Here is a 17,571-nt window from a genome sequence, read left to right on the forward strand (position 1 = left end):
CGCTCAGGAGAAAATATGCAGGTAGTTGTTGTAAATCGTCTCTTTGAGCCGGTCGAGCGGCATTCCCAGCAATCGGGCCGCCGTTGCGTAGACCGACTCGATCGTCGCGGGAGCGTCGTCGGTTTCGAGGAAAAGCCGCTGCGTCGGGATGCTCCCGAGTGCCCGTACGGTGCGCGGCGAACGCAGCGAGCGGGGACCGAAGGAGAGGTAGTAGCCTGCGGCGACGGCGCGTGCGGCCTGTTCGGGCGAACCGATGAACCCGTGGAAGATGACGGCCCGCAGGCGGAACTGTTTGAGCAGCCGCATCGTCTCCTCGAATGCCTTCACGCAGTGCAGTACGACGGGTTTTCCGGCCGCCTCGGCCAGTCGCAGCTGCCCTTCGAAAATCCGCAGTTGCGCCTCGCGGTCGGGACGCAGGTAGTCGAGACCGATCTCGCCGACGATCTGTGCCGGGCCGACATGCTCCCGCACGGTCGCAAGATCGCCTTCGGCAGCCTCCCACGGATGTATCCCGACGCTCGCGGGCTCGATGCCGTGTCCGGTCGGACGGTGGGTGTGGATATTGACGAACGGTGTTTCCATCGGTGCAAAGGTAGGAATTTTCGGGCTGTTTTCCGTTTTTTTCGGGACGGCCGAAAAATATTTGAAAAAATCTTAAATAAATAGGTAAAAAATCGTATCTTCGCGCACGGAAAATCAATGTTATAAAACTAACAGAAACTTTTCATAATTATCACACTAATCAAACACTTTTACACATGTCGAAAATCATTAAACTGAACAAAGGTCTCGACATCAAACTCGAAGGTCAGGCGGCCTCCGTGGTGGTCAACGCCCCGTTGGCCGACACGTATGCCGTTTCGCCGCTCGATTTTGAAGGTGTAACTCCGAAGTTGCTGGTGAAAGCAGGAGATCAGGTGAAAGCGGGTACTCCGTTGTTCTTCAACAAGTACAACGAGCGCGTGCTGTTCACCTCTCCCGTGAGCGGAACGGTCGAGGCGGTCAATCGCGGCGAGAAGCGCAAGGTGCTCTCCGTGACCGTCAAGCCCGATGCCGAACAGCAATACGAGGAGTTTGCGATTCCCGATCTATCGAGTGCGACCCGCGACCAGATCGTCGGACTTTTGTTGAAGGCCGGCCTGTGGACGATGATTATTCAGCGCCCCTACGGTATTATCGCCGATCCCGACGATGCGCCCAAAGCGATTTTCGTTTCGGCATTCGACTCGGCGCCGCTGGCGCCGGACTACAACTTCGCGCTCGCGGGCGAAAAGGCCGCCTTGCAGCGGGGCGTGGAGGTATTGAAGAAACTCACGGCAGGCAAAGTGCACGTTTCGTTCCGTGCGGGTGCCGAAGGCGAAGCCGCTACGCTCGAAGGCGTCGAGTTGCACGCCTTTGCCGGCAAACATCCCGCGGGCAACGTCGGCGTGCAGATCCACCACATCGATCCCGTGAACAAGGGCGAGGTGGTCTGGACGGTCAACGTGCAGGATCTGGCCACGATCGGCCGTTTCTTCTCGACGGGCAAGGTCGATCGCTCGAAGGTGATCGCCGTGACCGGTTCGGAAGTGGCCCAGCCGCAGTACTGCCGCATCATCGACGGCGCCTCGATCCGTTCGATCGTCGGCGGGAACATCAAACCGCAGGCCGAAGGGGAGAGCATCCGCTACATTTCGGGCAATGTGCTTACGGGCGTCAAGACCTCGCTCGACGGCCATATCGGGTACTATGCGCATCAGTTGACGCTGATTCCCGAGGGCGACAAGTACGAGTTGCTGGGTTGGGCGATGCCCCGCTGCAACAAATTCTCCGTGTCGCGCGCCTATTTCTCGTGGCTCTGCCCCAAGAAGCGTTACAACCTCGACACCAATCTCAACGGCGGCGAGCGTCCGTTCGTCGTGACGGGCCTCTACGAGCAGTACCTGCCGATGGACATCTATCCGATGCACCTGCTCAAAGCGACGCTCGCGGGCGACATCGAGAAGATGGAGAACCTCGGTATCTACGAGGTCGTGGAGGAGGATTTCGCGCTCTGCGAGTTCGTCGATCCGTCGAAGACCGAGATGCAGCAGATCATCCGCGACGGTATTAACTTAATGATCAAGGAGGCTTAACGATGAGCGGATTAAGAAATTTAGTAGACAAGTTGAAGCCGACCTTCTCCGAAGGCGGCAAACTCTCGTTCCTCGCATCGACCTTCGATGCGTTCGAGACGTTCCTTTTCGTACCGAACACCACGACGCAGAAGGGTGCGCACATCCGTGACTGCAACGACATGAAGCGCACGATGATCGTCGTGGTCGTCGCGTTGCTTCCGGCCCTGCTGTTCGGCATGTACAACACGGGTTATCAGGTGGGCATGACGGGCTGGGCAGCTTTCTGGTTCGGATTCCTGCAAGTGCTGCCGATGATCGTCGTGTCGTACGTCGTGGGTCTGGGCATCGAGTTCGCCTTCGCGCAGGCGCGCGGCCACGAAGTCAACGAGGGCTTCCTCGTTTCGGGCCTGTTGATCCCGATGGTGATGCCCGTGGGGACGCCGCTGTGGATGATCGCGCTGGGTACGGCCTTCGCCGTGGTCTTCGGCAAGGAGGTCTTCGGCGGTACGGGCATGAACGTATTCAACCCCGCGCTGCTGGCGCGCGCCTTCGTCTTCTTCGCCTACACCCCGCAGATGTCGGGTGAAAAGGTGTGGTTCGCCGTCGACAGCGTGTCGGGGGCTACGGCGCTCGAACAGCTCTCGACGACGGGTGCGATGAGCTATTCGAATCTGGACGCCTTCCTCGGCTTCATCCCGGGCTGCGTGGGCGAGACCTCGACGCTGGCGATTCTCATCGGCGCTGCGATCCTGCTCTTCACGGGTATCGCTTCGTGGCGCACGATGCTCTCGGTCTTCGCGGGCGGCTGGCTCATGGGCCTGCTCTTCAATGCGGTGGGCGCCAACGCTTACTGCGAGATTCCCGCATGGCAGCACCTGATCGTGGGCGGTTTCGCCTTCGGTGCCGTCTTCATGGCCACCGATCCCGTCACTTCGGCACAGACCAACGCCGGCAAGTACATCGTCGGCCTGATGACGGGTGCGCTGGCCGTGATGATCCGTGTGGTGAACCCTGCTTATCCCGAGGGAATGATGCTTTCGATCCTCTTTATGAACGCGCTGGCGCCGCTGGTGGACTACTTCGTGGTCGAGCGGAACATCGCGCGTCGTAAGAACCGTGTCAAACTTGCAAAATAGGGAGTGAATTATGGCAACCAAGAAATTCAAATGTAAAGTCTGCGGCTATATCCACGAAGGCGATGCTGCACCGGCCAAATGTCCCGTTTGCGGCGCACCGGCTTCGGAGTTCGAAGAGATCGTCGAGGCAGGTGCCGGAGATGCAGGCGCGAAGAAGGGCGGGCTGTTCTCGGACAAGAACTCCAACGCCTATATCATCCTCTACTCGACCGTGATGGTCGTCATCGTCGCCGTTCTGCTGTCGCTGGCCGCCTTGTCGTTGCAGAAACGCCAGTACGCAAACGAATTGGGCGAGAAGAAGAACAATATCCTGCAATCGCTGGGTGTTCCGGACGGCGACTTCGACGCGATGGTCAAGGCCTATGTGGTCGACGCGGCCGGCAACAAGACGGAAAAGCCCGCCGAGGAGGTCTTCGACATGATGAAGACGAACAAGGACCTGCGAGCCGATTACGAACGGAAGACGCTGATCCTCTTCGAGGCCACCGACGGCCGCGTGATCATCCCGCTCATCGGCAAGGGGCTGTGGGACGACATCTGGGGCTATATCGCGCTCGAAAAGGATATGAATACCGTGTCGGGCATCGTGATGGCCCACAAGAGCGAAACGCCGGGCCTGGGGGCCGAGATCGCCACGCCGGCGCATCAGGCGCTCTACAGGGGCAAGACGCTCTTCGAGAAGGGCGATTTCGTCTCGATCACCCTGCGTAAAGGCGGCGCCAAAGATCCGGCCCACGAGGTGGACGCCGTGACCGGCGGTACCAAAACTTCGGACGGCGTGACAGCCATGTTGCGCGACAACCTGAGCGAATATCTTCCCTTCTTCGAGAAGGCACGGACCGCCGCTTCGGCAGCCGGTGCGGAGGAGTCTAACGATCAAAAAGTAGAAAGCAATGAGTAATAAGGAAAAAGAGCCTCTGTTTTCGGCTAAGAACATGAAGTACCTGACCGGCCCGTTCGGCAAGAACAATCCGGTGATCGTACAGATCCTCGGTATCTGCTCGGCGCTGGCGGTTACCGTCCAGTTGAAACCCGCCATCGTCATGGCGCTTTCGGTGACGGTCGTGACGGCATTCTCGAATCTGGTGATGTCGCTGCTGCGCAAGGGTATTCCGGCGCGTATCCGCATCATCGTCCAGCTGGTAGTGATCGCCGCGCTGGTGATCCTCGTCGATCAGGTACTCAAAGCGTATGTCTACGAAGTATCCAAACAGCTGTCGGTCTACGTCGGCCTGATTATCACCAACTGTATCATCATGGGCCGCGTCGAGGCTTTCGCGCTGGGCAACGAGCCCTGGCCGTCGTTCCTCGACGGTATCGGCAACGGTCTGGGCTACGGTATGATTCTGGTGACGGTCGCCTTCTTCCGCGAGTTGCTGGGATCGGGTTCGCTGCTGGGATTCCGCATCGTTCCCGAAAGCTGGTACATCGCAAACGGCGGCGCCTACTCGAACATGGGCCTGATGCTCTTCCCGCCCATGGCCCTCATCATCGTGGGGTGCATCATCTGGATTCACCGCTCTTACAACAAGGATTTACAGGAAAAGTAGCAGGTAGCGTATGGAAACTCTGAATCTTTTTATCCGGTCGATCTTCATCGACAACATGGTCTTCGCCTTCTTCTTCGGCATGTGTTCCTACATCGCCGTGTCGAAGAGCGTCAAGACCGCATTGGGACTGGGTGCCGCCGTTACCTTCGTGATGGTGATGACCGTTCCGCTGAACTATCTTCTCAACGAGTACGTCCTCAAAGCCAACGCGCTGGTCGAAGGGATCGACCTGAGCTTCTTGTCCTTCATCGTCTTCATCGCCACGATCGCATCGTTCACGCAGTTAGTGGAAATGGCCGTCGAGAAGTTCTCGCCGACGCTCTACAATCAGCTGGGTATCTTCCTGCCGCTGATCGCCGTGAACTGCGCCATCATGGGCGGTTCGCTCTTCATGCAGCAGAAGGTCGACGCCGGTGCGATCGGCAACGTATGGCAGTCGATCGTCTACGGTCTGGGTTCGGGCATGGGCTGGTGGCTCGCCATCGTCATGATGGCCGCCATCCGCGAAAAGACCGCTTATTCGCACATCCCCGCCGCACTCAAAGGGCCCGGCATCGCCTTTATCATCACGGGTCTGATGGGTATCGCCTTCATGATTTTCAGCGGCATCAAGTTGTAACTGTTAAAGATTAAGTAAGATGACATTAACGATTATAGTCGCGATCGTAGCCTTTCTGGCGGTGACGCTCGTTCTGGTGGGGCTGCTTCTCTATGCGAAGGCGAAGCTCACGTCGTCGGGCGACGTGACGATCGACATCAACGACGGCGAGAAGGTGCTGACCACCGAGAGCGGTTCGACGCTGCTCGTAACGCTCGCCAACAACAACGTCTTTCTGCCTTCCGCCTGCGGCGGCGGCGGTTCGTGCGGCATGTGCAAATGCCAGGTGCTCGAAGGCGGCGGCGACATCCTGCCGACCGAAACGGGCTTCATTTCGCGCAAAATGGCCAAGGATCATTGGCGTCTGGGGTGTCAGGTCAAGGTGAAGGAGAACCTGAAAATCCACGTTCCCGAAGCCGTGCTCGGCGTCAAGAAGTGGGAGTGCGAGGTGATCTCGAACCGCAACATCTCGACCTTTATCAAGGAGTTCGTCGTGAAACTGCCCGAGGGTGAAAACCTCAATTTCCGTTCGGGCGGCTACATCCAGATCGACATCCCGAAGTACGATGCGATCAAGTTCTCCGACATGGACGTCGACCCGCAGTTCCGCGCCGACTGGGACAAGTTCAAGATGTGGGATCTGGTGACGACCAACCCCGAACCTACGTTCCGCGCCTATTCGATGGCCAACCACCCGGCCGAAGGAAACATCATCATGCTCAACATCCGTATCGCCACGCCGCCGTTCGACCGCGTGAACGGCGGATTCATGAAGGTCAACCCGGGTATCTGCTCGTCGTACATCTTCTCGCGCAAACCGGGCGACAAGGTGACGATTTCGGGCCCCTACGGCGAGTTCTTCCTGCCGGACAACCTGCCCGATACGCAGGAGCTGGTCTTCATCGGCGGCGGTGCCGGTATGGCGCCGATGCGTAGCCACATCATGCACCTGTTCAAGACCGAGAAGACGAAACGTCCCGTATCGTTCTGGTACGGCGCCCGTGCGTTGAAAGAGGCTCCCTACTTGAAGGAGTTCCACGAGATCGAGAAGGATTTCCCCAACTTCTCGTTCCATCTGGCGCTTGACCGTCCCGATCCCGAAGCCGATGCGGCAGGGGTGAAGTATACGCCCGGGTTCGTGCACAACGTGCTCTATGAGAACTATCTGAAAAATCACCAGGCACCGGAGGACTGCATCTACCTGATGTGCGGGCCTCCAATGATGTCGGCCTCGGTGGTCAAGATGCTCGACGACCTGGGCGTGCCGCCCGAAAATATCCTTTACGACAACTTCGGCGCCTGACGTTCGGCGTAAGACAGAAAAATAAGACCCGGCAACGGGTCTTATTTTTTGCGGTTATGCGGTCTTCGCTTTCGTGTGAGCGGCCGGACGACGGGACGGATCGGGTGCCGCCGGCTGCGGTTCTGTGCCGCGGATCGGAGGCCGGAGCCTTATTGCTGCGGGAAGCGTTCCTTCGGCCCCTTGCACAAACATTCGAGCAGCAAGTCGGCGGTGAGCTCCGATCCCTGCCGGCCCGCATGACGGAGTGCGATTTCCAGCAGCCGGCGGAGTTCTTGCAGAAGAGCTGCCGTCTGCGTCTGCGGACATTTCGTGACCAGCAGGACGTACAGATGCAGAAGTTCTTTGAGAGCCGGCGGTATCCGTACCTCCGCGAGGAGTTCCGACCGGTCGTAGCGCAGATAGTTGCGGCATGTGCTCTTTCCGATTCCGCAAAGAGTTTGCGTAATGAGCGAATGGCATCGTTCGTGGCATCTGCGCGCGTTGCCGGTTTCGTAAAACAGCGAGTCCACATAGCAGGTGACCGCCACGCGGTAGAGATAGTGTTTATCCTTCATGAGTGCCGATGTTACGTGTGGGACAATCCGTCTGCGATTTCTCCGTCCGGCGTCGATTCGGCGGGAGGTCGCGATGCCGGTCGTACGACACGTGGAAAACCGTGAGCCGCGGGGTATCGTCCGCTTGTCCGGAGCGCGAACGTCGTCGTTTGTAGTGTCGGAAAGGCGCGGACGGCCGGTGCGCCGGATCGGATGGGGCGCTTCCGGTTGAAGACGGAAAATGCAAGCGATGGAGCGAATACTCGTCTGGATTCGCCGTGCAGGTTCGTGACCTGTTTTGTTGAAGTTTTTTCATTTTCGGCATATTTTTTGAACCGTTTGTTTCAAAAAATACGCAGTCCCAACTGATGCATCCTTACTTTTAGCCTATAGTAACACATAGCTGAGAACTGCGCACATACAGTTTCAGCTGTTTATCTGTTACTTTATAGGCTTTAGGATGGGATAAACAGGTTATCGGGCGGAGAGAATAATTTTCTCTTCATTATGTTCTACCAAAAGTAAGACTTTTTATCGCTTTTACAAAATTTTGGCAATATAAATTTTATATAATATTGTATCAACGGGTCGTTTAGACGTTTTTCCATGTCGGGATCGGGTTTCAGGGGGGGGGGCATTCCGAAGGAGCAGGTTTGCGAATTGCGGCTCTTTGGAAGATTGTCCGGATGTAGGAGTCGTTCCGGAGCGGATGGAGGAGAGTTTCCCGCGGATAAAATAAAAGCTGCCGATCGGGTAGACCGGCAGCTTCATTGGGCGAAGGAAAGATTATTGCTTCATTTTGATAAGGATGACGCCGTTTTTGCCCCGTTCGCCGTATCGGACGACGGCCGAGGAGTCTCTGTATACCGAGATCCTTTCGATCTTGTCGGGATCGATCTTCTCCATATCGGTCTGCGTGGCCTCCTTGTCGTCAATAAAGATTAGCGCTTCGCTGGCTTTGAAATCGACATTGCGGACTTTTACGACGACTCCGTTTCCGGATCGTTTTCCCTTGTCGTCGGTTTCGTCCGCTGCGGCTTGCTTGCCGCACCGGACGGGCAGCGTATAACGTACGCGGACCGGTTCCCCGTTGATCGTGCCGGCCTTCCATGCCGGTGACGATGCGACGATGCGTGCGGCGGCTTCGCCCATAGCGGGATCGGGAGTATCGAGAACCTGTACCTCGGCGACGGAGCCGTTCTTTTCGACGACGAACGTGAGGATAACTTTACCGCTGCGGTCGTATTCGGCCGCACGGGCGTCGACCCAATGCTGGAAATCTTGCAGCGTTCCCTTGCCTTCGAAAAGCGGCATCTTTTCGGCGACGAGATAGACGTCCGCTTCGCCTTTCGCTTTGCGGTAGCGCTCTTGGGGCAGATCGTTTTTACGGACGGCGTGGGCCGATACGACTTGTATCTGCTGCTGCGATCGGACCTTATCAGCAGGTGCGGTTGAAGTCATCGAGACATAGACGCTTCCTTCGGATCCGGTTGTTATGCGGACCTGCTTTCGTTCGGTATCGCCGATTCGGTCGGTGGAGGTGGCGATCGTTTGGATGGCGTTCTGGGGATCGTGGAGAATCGTTCCGTCCTGCGCGAGCAGGATCGTGTCGACGGCGGAGGCGGGTGTTACCCGGATTTCGGTGGCACGGGTAGTGAAGGCGAAGCTCACCAGAAGCAGAAGCAGCAGCGGCGGGATTCCCGCCAGACGCAACAGCGCGCGGCTGTCGCCGGAGTGTTTGGTCATCATCTGGAATCGTTTTTTGGTTAGTGAATCCCGCAACCCGTTGGCTATGTCCGGACTATAACCGAACTGGGTTTTGAAGATCGTGGCGATGTATTCGGACGGATCGTACCCTTGCGTCAGTACGTCACGGTCGGCTTCGTACTCCTCGACTTCGGCCAGACGCCGTGCGGCGATCCGGACGAAAGGATTCCACCAGAGCAGGGCCTTTACGCACTCCATGACGATCCGCTCGGCGGAGTGACGGTGGCGGATATGGCTCAGTTCGTGGGCGACGACGGCCGCCATGTCGCTTTCGGGAATCGCATCGTGCAGATAGACCGTGCGGAAGAACGAGAACGAGGAGATGTCGGCCTGCGTCAGTACGATGTCGCAGTCGGCGCGGCGGATCGTCCGTGCGCCGTGCCGGAGACGGCGGATTCGCACGATCTGGGCGATCATCGCGCCGAACGAGAGCAGCACGCCGAGGGCGTACAGGAACAGCGTGACGGCGACAGGCAGCGACGGAGTACCGGCATCGGTGGCGGCCGGTGTGGCGGTTGGTGCGGCGGCCGCGACGGGATCGGCTGCCATATAGAGTGTTTCGCCTGTCCAGACGGGAATGCTGAGCGCAGGGATGAGGGCGGCCAGCAGCATCGCGCCGATCAGATAGAGCCGGCAGTGGAGGAACGCCGTCCGGCGTTCGAGCAGCACCGAGTAGGCCAGCAGCAATGCCGCGCTGCATACGAGAACTTCGAGTGCGTAGATCAGCAGTTCTTTCATGGCGTCAGCGTTTTTTGCGGATCTGTTGCATGACGGAGAGGATCTCGTCCATCTCCTTCATCGAGATGTTCTCGTGTTTCGAGAAGAAGGTGACCATCTGCGCGAACGATCCGTCGAAATAGGTGCGCAACATCGACTGCATCTGCCTGCCGGCGACCTCTTCGCGTGAGACGAGCGGTGTGAAGACATAGCTCTTTCCCTCGCTGCGATGGGCGACGTAGCCTTTATTTTCCAGAATCTTGATGAAGGTGGCCACCGTGGTGTACTTCGGTTTGGGTTCGGGGATGACGGCGAGGATGTCGTTGACCGTTCCCTCGCCGAGCGACCAGAGCATCTGCATGATGCGTTCTTCGCCGTCGGTAAGCGGTTCGATTGCGGGTATTTTCATGGCGAGGCGTTTTTTTTCGTTACGACAAATTTAGTACTAAATTTTTAGATAAACAAGTGTTTCTACGGTTTTTTTAGTAGGAATAAGCTTTTCGGCGGAATACCTTGATTATTAAGCGGCCTCTTCTATGTTTTCCGCTGTCGAAACCGTGCGGGGTGGAGCTGCGGCAGCCTGCTTTTTGGCATGACGCCTCTGGCCGCCGAAGCGTTCCGTCCCGACCGGCATCCGATTATTCGGGAAAAGCGTCGGGGCAGCATAGGGTATTTCAGACTATTTTATTAATTTTGAGGCGATGAAAAACATAGTTTTCGATTTGGGCGGGGTGGTGTTTCACCGCGATGCGAAAAAGGTGCGCAAGGAGTTGATCGATTTTTTCGCGTTTATTTTCGCGGCGAAGATGCCCCTTTTCTGGGAGGAGTACGATCGGGGGACGCTGACCTTCGACGAGGTGTTGGACGAACTGAGCCGGTCGAAAGGCTGCGACCGCGCCGTGGCCGAAGATTATCTGCGCGAAGCGCTGGATCGTCAGGAGGCGGTTCCGCAGACTGCGGCGTTGATCCGCGACCTGAAACGGGCCGGATACCGGCTTTACGTGCTCTCGAACATGTCGCGGGAGTTCATCGATTTTCTGCGCCGGACCGAGATTTACGGGTGCTTCGACGGAGAGGTGGTTTCATGCGAGGAGGGTGTCGTCAAGCCCGAACCGCGCATCTATGAAATTCTGCTCGACCGTTTCGGTCTCGATCCCGCCGAAACGCTCTTCATCGACGACCGCCGCTCGAATCTCGAAGCCGCCGCGGCATTCGGTATTGCGACGTTCCATTTCCGTGAGCCGGAGTCGAGTTGCACGCAGTTGCGCGAAATGTTGTTGCAGAAGGAGTAATCACTTACCTTAATAATACGCTAAAACACGAACAAGATGGGATTTTTTAAGGAATTCAAGGAGTTTGCCATGAAGGGCAACGTGATGGACATGGCCGTCGGCGTTATCATCGGCGGTGCGTTCGGAAAGATCGTCTCGTCGCTGGTCAACGACATCCTGATGCCGCCGATCGGAGCATTGCTCGGCAATGTGAACTTCACCGACCTGCGGCTCGACATTTCGAAGATCCGCGACATGTCGCAGGCCGTAGGCGAAGTCGTTAACGAGGTGACGCCCGACGGTGTGAACATCGCCGGCAAGGCAGCCGAGACACTGGAACCGGTCTATTGGAACTACGGGGCTTTCATCCAGCAGTGCATCGACTTTACGATTCTGGCTCTCTGCGTTTTCCTGATGGTCAAGCTGATGAACCGTCTGATGAAGAAAAAGGAGGAGGCGCCCCAGCCTGCACCGGAACCCGCTCCGACGAAAGAGGAGCTGTTGCTCGCCGAGATCCGCGACCTGTTGAAGGAGAAGAAGTGACCGGGAGCGCCCGATGAAGAAACGATCCCCGCGACCATCCGGTCGCGGGGATCGTTTCTTCATGTCCGGCGGATTTATTCCACCGGTTCGAAGGCTTTGTCGGGATTGCCCGTCCATTTATAAAGCTGTACGGTACTGCTCTGATTGCCCGTCTGCTTGTCCTTGGCGTTGTGCGAGATGTAGAAATAACCGTCGCCGATGGGGCAGAGTCCCGTCGTACCCCATTTGAAATTCCAACCCCACGTATCGCTTTGCGCATCATGCAGTCCTTCGGGCAGCAGCGAGAGCACCTCTGCCTCGACGGCGGGATCGAACCCTTGCAGCTGCTTGCGCTCGGGAGCCTTGCTGCCGTCGATGACGAAGTAGGAGTAGTTGGGATAGTGCGATTTCTTGCCCTTGTAGACAGCGGCGTGCATGTTGCCCGAGGCCTTGTCGTAGGCGAGGTTCTGGATGCCCCACGAGGTGTTGCCCGTGTAGAGGAAATATTTGTGGAGCGGTTTCTCGGGACCGCTCTTGTGCAGGTTCTCTTGCGTGAGCGGCTGCTCGTACTGCTTCCAGTCCCGGGTGTCGTAGGCCAGAATCACCTGATAGTCGTTGTCGGTGCGCAGCGTGTCGCCGTAGATGCCGTAAGCGACGTAGAGGTACTTCTTGCCGTCGCGGCTCTGGCCGAATGCGGGTGCGAATGTCACGCCGTCGATGCCCGAGCAGCCGAAACGGTGTTCCAGCTCCTGTCCGTTGTTGGAGACTTTGGCGTAGTAGTCGTCGACGGCCTCCTTGATGTAGACGGTCTTCATCACGTCGTCCTTTTCGGCATTCATCCCGATGCGGTCGATGCGGTCGACGTCGAAGACTGCGACGTAGAAACCCGTCTGCTCGTCGTTCCGGACGCCTTCCAGTTTGTTGAGAATGCCCTTTCCGATCGCGTCGTGCTTGTACTCGATCGAAGCGTAGAGCCGTCCGTCGTCGGGATTGAGCGTCATGCAGCCCAAGTGCCCGGTCATGCCTTCGACGCTGCCGAGCAGGTTACCCTGCATGTCGGTTTTCAGGAGCGTGGTGGTGAACGAGAAGTACATGTAGCCGCGGTCGAGATCGACGGCGATGCCTTGTACGTGGAACGGGCCCTGTTCGCCCGAATAGATCTGGCGGGGCAGTTTGGAAACATCGACCGGCATCTTGCCGTTCGGATTTCCCGACGGGCAGGCCGCGAGCAGCGGCACGACCAGCAGAATGGGAATCAGTCTTTTGAGAATCATGTGGTTAACGGGTTAATAGTTATGAATTTGAATTGTGTTTCCTTTGTTTTTCGGATTTTCTTTCTTTTGTTTTCGTGACCGATCGAACAAAAATACGAAATTGCAGGTGATAATCCAACGGTCGGTGTGAAAATCGGAAAATTTTGTCGTTCCCGCCGATGCAGGATACGAAAAAACCGGAAAACCCTGTTCGGATTTTCCGGTCGTAAATATCGGTCGGAGGAAAAACGCTACTGCGCCGTTTCCGTTTCGCGTCCGCCGCCGAGGGCGTGGTAGAGCGTGACCACGCTCTGCAATTCGGTGAAACGGTTGGCGACCTGCTGCAACTGCGCCGAGAGGAGCGACTGCCGTGCGGTCAGCACTTCGAGGTAGGTCGTCGAGCCGTGCTGCATCAGCAGCTCGGTGCTCTCGACGGCACGACGGAGCGATGCGACCTGCTGGTCGTAGAGCGTTGCCGACTCGCGTGCCGTCTGGCAGGCGGTCAGCGCATCGTTGACCTCTTGTCCGGCATTGAGAATCGTCTGCTCGTAGGCGAGCATCGCCTCCTGCTGCTGCGCTTTGGCGATCTTCACGCGCGCACGGTTGGCGCCGGCCTGGAAGATCGGCTGCAACAATTGTCCTGCGGCCGACAGAAGCAGCTTGCCGGGGTTGACGATCTGCGACCCTGCGCTGTTCGTCCAACCGGCCGTACCGCTGAGCGTAATCTGCGGATAGAGCGCCGATCGTGCTTCGGCCGTAGCGTAGTAGGCCGACATGAGCGAGTACTCGGCGCTGCGTACGTCGGGACGGCGCGAGAGCAGTTGCACGGGGACGCCGATGAGCAGGTCGGCGGGCATCCGCTGGCTTTCGAGCGAGCCGCGCTCGATCTTGTGCGGAGTCTGCGCCAACAGCGAACATAGGCTGTTTTCGGTCTCGCTGATCGACTGCGCGAGCTGCTTGACCGACGTCTCGACACTGTAATAGGCCGCTTCGTTCTGTGCGACGGCTGCTTCGGTCGCCATGCCCGCGTCCTTCATCGCACGGATGGCGTCGACTGCTTCACGCCATGCCGAGGCGGTCTCGTTGGCGATGGCGTATTGTTCGTCGAGCATGCAGAGCGTGAAGTAGAGGTTGGCCGTCGTGGCGATCAACTGCGTGCGAACGGCCTGGCGATACTCGATGCTCTGGTAGTAGAGCGCCTTGTTGCGGAGTTTGCCGTTGCGCAGCCGCGAGAAAATATCGATCTCCCAGCTGGCCGTCACGGGAAGGTTGTAAGTCCAAGTCCCCTTCGAATTGTCGAAACTGCTTACGCCGCCCTGGGGTGCGAGCGTGAAGGAGGGGAGCAGCGAGAGCCGTGCAGTGCGGAGCGTCGCTTCGGCCTCCTCGACCTGCAACTGTGCCGTGCGCAGATCGGTGTTGCGTACCAGCACCGTATCGATGAGCTGCTGCAACCGCTCGTCGGGGAAGAGCGCCCGCCAGTCGAGGTCGGCCAGCGAGGCCGTGTCGGTCGGAGTTACGGGCTCGCGGTAGATGCCGTCGGTCGTAACTTCGGGACGCGTGTAGGGTTTGTAGATGCCGCAGCCCGTCATAAGCAGGGCGACGGCTGCGAATAAACTATTTCGTATCATCATCGGTTTTTGCTTCTTCGTCAATAGGTTCTTTTTGATTCTCTTCGATCTCGGCCTGGATGCACCAATCGGGAGAGGTGAACTCCACCGGCTTGATCTTCTCCTGCAAGGTCTGGAAGACGATGAAGAGCGTAGGTACCAGGAACAGCAGCGCCAGCGTACCGACGATCATGCCGCCCACGACGCCCGAACCGAGCGTGGAGTTGCCGTTGGCGCCGACACCGTGCGAGAGCATCAGCGGGATCATACCGAACACGCACGTAAGGACGGTCATCAGAATCGGGCGCAGACGGGCTTTGGCGGCCGATACGGCGGCTTGCGTGAGGCTCATGCCTCCGGCGCGGCGGTCGGCGGCGTACTCGGTGATCAGAATGGCCGTTTTCGACAGCAGACCGATCAGCATGATGATACCCGTTTGGAGATAGATGTTGTTTTCGAGTCCCATCGCCTTGGCCATGAGGAACGAGCCTGTCAGACCGCACGGTACGGCGAGGATGACGGCGAACGGAACGAAGAAACTCTCGTAGAGCGCACTCAGGATGAGGTAGATCAGCAGAATACAGATACCGAAGATAATGGCCGTGTTGCTGCCGGTCTGCGCCTCCTCGCGCGTGATGCCGTCGAACTCGAATCCGTAGCCCTTCGGCAGCACCTCGGCGGCGACTTCGCGGATCGCCTGGATGGCGTCGCCCGACGAATAACCGCTGGCGGCCGTACCGTTCACGGCGATCGAGTTGTAGAGGTTGAAGCGGTTGAGCACTTCGGAACTGTATACGCGCGTCAGGTTCACGAACTGGCTCAGCGGCGCCATTTCGCCGCTGTCCGTGCGGACGTAGACGTTGTTGAGTGACTCCGTGTCGAGACGGTACTTCGGATCAGCCTGCAACGTCACGTAGTACATCTTCGAGAAGCGGTTGATGTTCGAAACGTACTGCCCGCCGTAGTAACCCGCCAGCGTCGAGAGTACCGTGCTCGGCGACACGCCGGCGCGTTTGGCTTTCGCGGCGTCGATGTCGACCAGATACTGCGGGAAGTTGATGTTGAACGTCGAGTAGGCGCGTTCGATTTCGGGACGCTGGTTCAGCGCGCCGATGAATTTCAGGTAGATGTTGTAGAAATCGGTCAGCTCTCCGCCCGCCTTGTCCTGCAAGTTCAGCGAGAAGCCGGTCGAGGTTCCGTAACCCGAAATCATCGGCGGTGCGACGGCGAAGATCTGCGCATCCTTGATATCGGCCGTCCGGGCGTAGATCTGTCCGATGACGGCCTGTACGGCATCCGACTTTTCGGGACGCTCGGCCCAGTCTTTGAGCTTGATGATACACATACCGTAGGACGATCCCTGTCCGGCGATCATGCCGTAACCGGCGACTTGCATGAAGTCGCGGATCTGGGGAATGTCCTCGATGCGGTCCGCAACCTGCTCCATGATCAGGTGCGTCTCGGCGAGTCCGGAACCCGGAGCGGCCGTCACGTTGACCATGATCGTACCCTGGTCTTCATCGGGTACCAGACCCGTCTTGGTGGTATCCATCAGTATGACGAGCGCCACGAGGGCGAGTCCGAGCGTCGACCACATCAGCCACTTGTGCTTGATGAAGAGCAGCACGCCGTGCTTGTACTTGTTGACCATCGTACCGAACGTGGTGTTGAACGCCTTGCGGAAGCGGGCGGCGAAGTTGTCGCGCATCTGTCCGTTCTCGTCCATGTAGGGTTTCAGCAGCAGGGCGCAGAGCGCCGGCGAGAGCGTAAGGGCATTGACAGCCGAGATACCGACGGCCACGGCCATCGTGATACCGAACTGGGTGTAGAAGATACCCGACGTTCCGCCCATCATAGCCACGGGAATGAAGACGGCCATGAAGACCAGCGTCGAGGTGACGATGGCCGACGTGATGCCCGACATGGCGTCGATGGTGGCATGGTAGGAAGACTTGTATCCCACGTCGAATCGCGCCTGCACCGCCTCGACGACGATGATGGCATCGTCGACGACTGTACCGATCGCAAGCACCAGTGCGAAGAGCGTCAGCAGGTTGATCGAGAACCCGGCCACCGACAGGAATGCGAAGGTTCCAACGAGTGCTACGAGAATCGAAATCGTGGGGACGAGCGTCGAGCGGATGTCCTGCAAGAAGACGTAGACCACCAGCACCACGAGGATGATGGCTTCGATCAGCGTTTTGAGCACCTCGTTCATCGAGGCGTAAAGGAAGTCGTTCACACTTTGCAGGTGAGCGATTTCGATGCCTTTCGGCAGTTCGGCACGTACCTCTTCGAGCAGCGCTTCGACATCCTCGACGACCTGCGTGGCATTCGAACCGGCGGTCTGGAAGATCATCGTGCTGACGCCCGGGTGGCCGTTGGTATAGCCCTTGTAGGCATAGGATTCGCTGCCCAGCTCGATGTCGGCGACATCTTTCAGACGCAGCACCTCACCGTCGGGAAGCGAGCGGATGACGATCTGGCCGAACTCTTCGGGCGTTTCGTAACGTCCGCGGTATTTCATCGTATACTGGAACGTGTTCTCCGAGTTTTCGCCCAGCGTACCCGTGGCCGACTCGATGTTCTGTTCGGACAGTGCGGCCGTCACGTCCGACGGGATGAGCTTGTACTGCGCCATCACGTCGGGTTTCAGCCAGACGCGCATCGAATAGTCGGCGCCGAGCGTGAAGGCTTCGCCGACGCCCGGAATACGCAGGATACGCGGTTCGATGTTGATTTTCGAATAGTTGGAGAGGAACGTCTCGTCGTAGGAGTCGTCGGGACTGTACAGCGAGAAGATCTTTACCATGGAGGTCTGGCGCTTCATGGTCGAAACGCCGATCTGGGTTACGGCGGAGGGCAATTGTCCGGTGGCGCGGGAAACTTTGTTCTGTACGTTCACGGCCGCCATGTCGGGATCGGTACCCTGACGGAAATAGACGGTGACCGAGGCGCTGCCGACGGCTGCGCTGGAGGTGATGTAGGTCATGTTCTCCACGCCGTTGATGGCCTGTTCGAGCGGTACGATGACCGACTTCTGGATCGTTTCGGCACTGGCGCCGGGGTAGCTGGCGCGGACCATGACCGTCGGAGGCGCGATATCGGGATACTGCTCGATGGGCAGCGTCGCAAGTCCGATGATACCGGCGATGACGATGACGATGGAGATGACCGACGCCAATACGGGTCGTTCGATAAAATGCTTGAGTGTCATG

At 58.1% G+C, this 17,571-nt stretch carries 15 protein-coding genes; 8 read left to right on the forward strand and 7 right to left on the reverse strand.

The window, feature by feature from the left end; translation table 11 throughout:
- Nucleotides 1-3: 3 nt before the first annotated feature.
- Entirely contained in the window at nt 4-582 is a 579-nt protein-coding gene (locus FMF02_RS11200; RefSeq protein ID WP_019129697.1) for a TatD family hydrolase, read from the reverse strand.
- Nucleotides 583-758: 176 nt separating this feature from the next.
- Here FMF02_RS11200 and FMF02_RS11205 point away from each other — a divergent pair, with 176 nt between their 5' ends.
- From FMF02_RS11205 to nqrF, 6 genes are read left to right on the forward strand one after another with little or no spacing between them, the layout of a single operon-like run.
- Nucleotides 759-2,114 (forward strand): Na(+)-translocating NADH-quinone reductase subunit A, encoded by a 1,356-nt coding sequence (locus tag FMF02_RS11205; RefSeq protein ID WP_019129696.1) that lies wholly within the window; start codon nt 759-761, stop codon nt 2,112-2,114.
- Nucleotides 2,115-2,116: 2 nt separating this feature from the next.
- Nucleotides 2,117-3,232 (forward strand): NADH:ubiquinone reductase (Na(+)-transporting) subunit B, encoded by a 1,116-nt coding sequence (locus FMF02_RS11210; protein ID WP_141413213.1) that lies wholly within the window; start codon nt 2,117-2,119, stop codon nt 3,230-3,232.
- A gap of 10 nt (nt 3,233-3,242) precedes the next feature.
- Complete coding sequence (gene nqrC, locus FMF02_RS11215) at nt 3,243-4,133, forward strand: NADH:ubiquinone reductase (Na(+)-transporting) subunit C (RefSeq protein ID WP_141413214.1); 891 nt, start codon at nt 3,243-3,245, stop codon at nt 4,131-4,133.
- Nucleotides 4,126-4,782, forward strand: coding sequence for an NADH:ubiquinone reductase (Na(+)-transporting) subunit D (locus tag FMF02_RS11220; RefSeq protein WP_141413215.1), 657 nt, complete (start codon nt 4,126-4,128; stop codon nt 4,780-4,782). The genes nqrC and FMF02_RS11220 overlap by 8 nt, the downstream gene beginning before the upstream one ends.
- Before the next feature lie 10 nt (nt 4,783-4,792).
- Entirely contained in the window at nt 4,793-5,401 is a 609-nt protein-coding gene (gene nqrE / locus FMF02_RS11225) for an NADH:ubiquinone reductase (Na(+)-transporting) subunit E (protein ID WP_141413216.1), read from the forward strand.
- A gap of 19 nt (nt 5,402-5,420) precedes the next feature.
- Nucleotides 5,421-6,683, forward strand: a complete 1,263-nt coding sequence (gene nqrF / locus FMF02_RS11230) for an NADH:ubiquinone reductase (Na(+)-transporting) subunit F (RefSeq protein ID WP_019129691.1) — start codon at nt 5,421-5,423, stop codon at nt 6,681-6,683.
- Between the two features lie 149 nt (nt 6,684-6,832).
- Here nqrF and FMF02_RS11235 read toward each other — a convergent pair whose 3' ends face one another.
- From FMF02_RS11235 to FMF02_RS11245, 3 genes are all read right to left on the reverse strand, one after another.
- A complete protein-coding gene (locus tag FMF02_RS11235; RefSeq protein WP_141413217.1) occupies nt 6,833-7,237 on the reverse strand; it encodes a hypothetical protein in 405 nt (134 codons plus the stop codon).
- Between the two features lie 765 nt (nt 7,238-8,002).
- Nucleotides 8,003-9,721 carry a M56 family metallopeptidase gene (locus FMF02_RS11240; RefSeq protein WP_141413218.1) on the reverse strand — a complete coding sequence of 573 codons (1,719 nt, stop codon included), beginning with the start codon at nt 9,719-9,721 and terminating at the stop codon, nt 8,003-8,005.
- A 4-nt stretch (nt 9,722-9,725) separates the two neighbouring features.
- Nucleotides 9,726-10,109, reverse strand: a complete 384-nt coding sequence (locus FMF02_RS11245; protein ID WP_141413219.1) for a BlaI/MecI/CopY family transcriptional regulator — start codon at nt 10,107-10,109, stop codon at nt 9,726-9,728.
- Nucleotides 10,110-10,401: 292 nt separating this feature from the next.
- Here FMF02_RS11245 and FMF02_RS11250 point away from each other — a divergent pair, with 292 nt between their 5' ends.
- Together FMF02_RS11250 and mscL are read left to right on the forward strand one after the other, a co-directional pair.
- A complete protein-coding gene (locus tag FMF02_RS11250; RefSeq protein ID WP_026074750.1) occupies nt 10,402-10,992 on the forward strand; it encodes an HAD family hydrolase in 591 nt (196 codons plus the stop codon).
- Nucleotides 10,993-11,028: 36 nt separating this feature from the next.
- Nucleotides 11,029-11,514 (forward strand): large-conductance mechanosensitive channel protein MscL, encoded by a 486-nt coding sequence (mscL, locus tag FMF02_RS11255; protein ID WP_019129686.1) that lies wholly within the window; start codon nt 11,029-11,031, stop codon nt 11,512-11,514.
- Between the two features lie 74 nt (nt 11,515-11,588).
- On the opposite strand, the gene FMF02_RS11260 is transcribed toward mscL, so the two are convergent.
- From FMF02_RS11260 to FMF02_RS11270, 3 genes are all read right to left on the reverse strand, one after another.
- The gene (locus FMF02_RS11260; RefSeq protein ID WP_141413220.1) at nt 11,589-12,767 is read right to left on the reverse strand and encodes a hypothetical protein; all 1,179 of its coding nucleotides are present in this window, start codon (nt 12,765-12,767) and stop codon (nt 11,589-11,591) included.
- Nucleotides 12,768-12,997: 230 nt separating this feature from the next.
- A complete protein-coding gene (locus FMF02_RS11265; protein ID WP_141413645.1) occupies nt 12,998-14,374 on the reverse strand; it encodes an efflux transporter outer membrane subunit in 1,377 nt (458 codons plus the stop codon).
- Nucleotides 14,361-17,570: an efflux RND transporter permease subunit gene (locus tag FMF02_RS11270; RefSeq protein WP_141413221.1), complete on the reverse strand. Its 3,210-nt coding sequence runs from the start codon at nt 17,568-17,570 to the stop codon at nt 14,361-14,363. The genes FMF02_RS11265 and FMF02_RS11270 overlap by 14 nt, the downstream gene beginning before the upstream one ends.
- Nucleotide 17,571: the final 1 nt, after the last annotated feature.

It is taken from the genome of Alistipes communis (genome assembly GCF_006542665.1).
GTDB classification, from domain to species: domain Bacteria; phylum Bacteroidota; class Bacteroidia; order Bacteroidales; family Rikenellaceae; genus Alistipes; species Alistipes communis.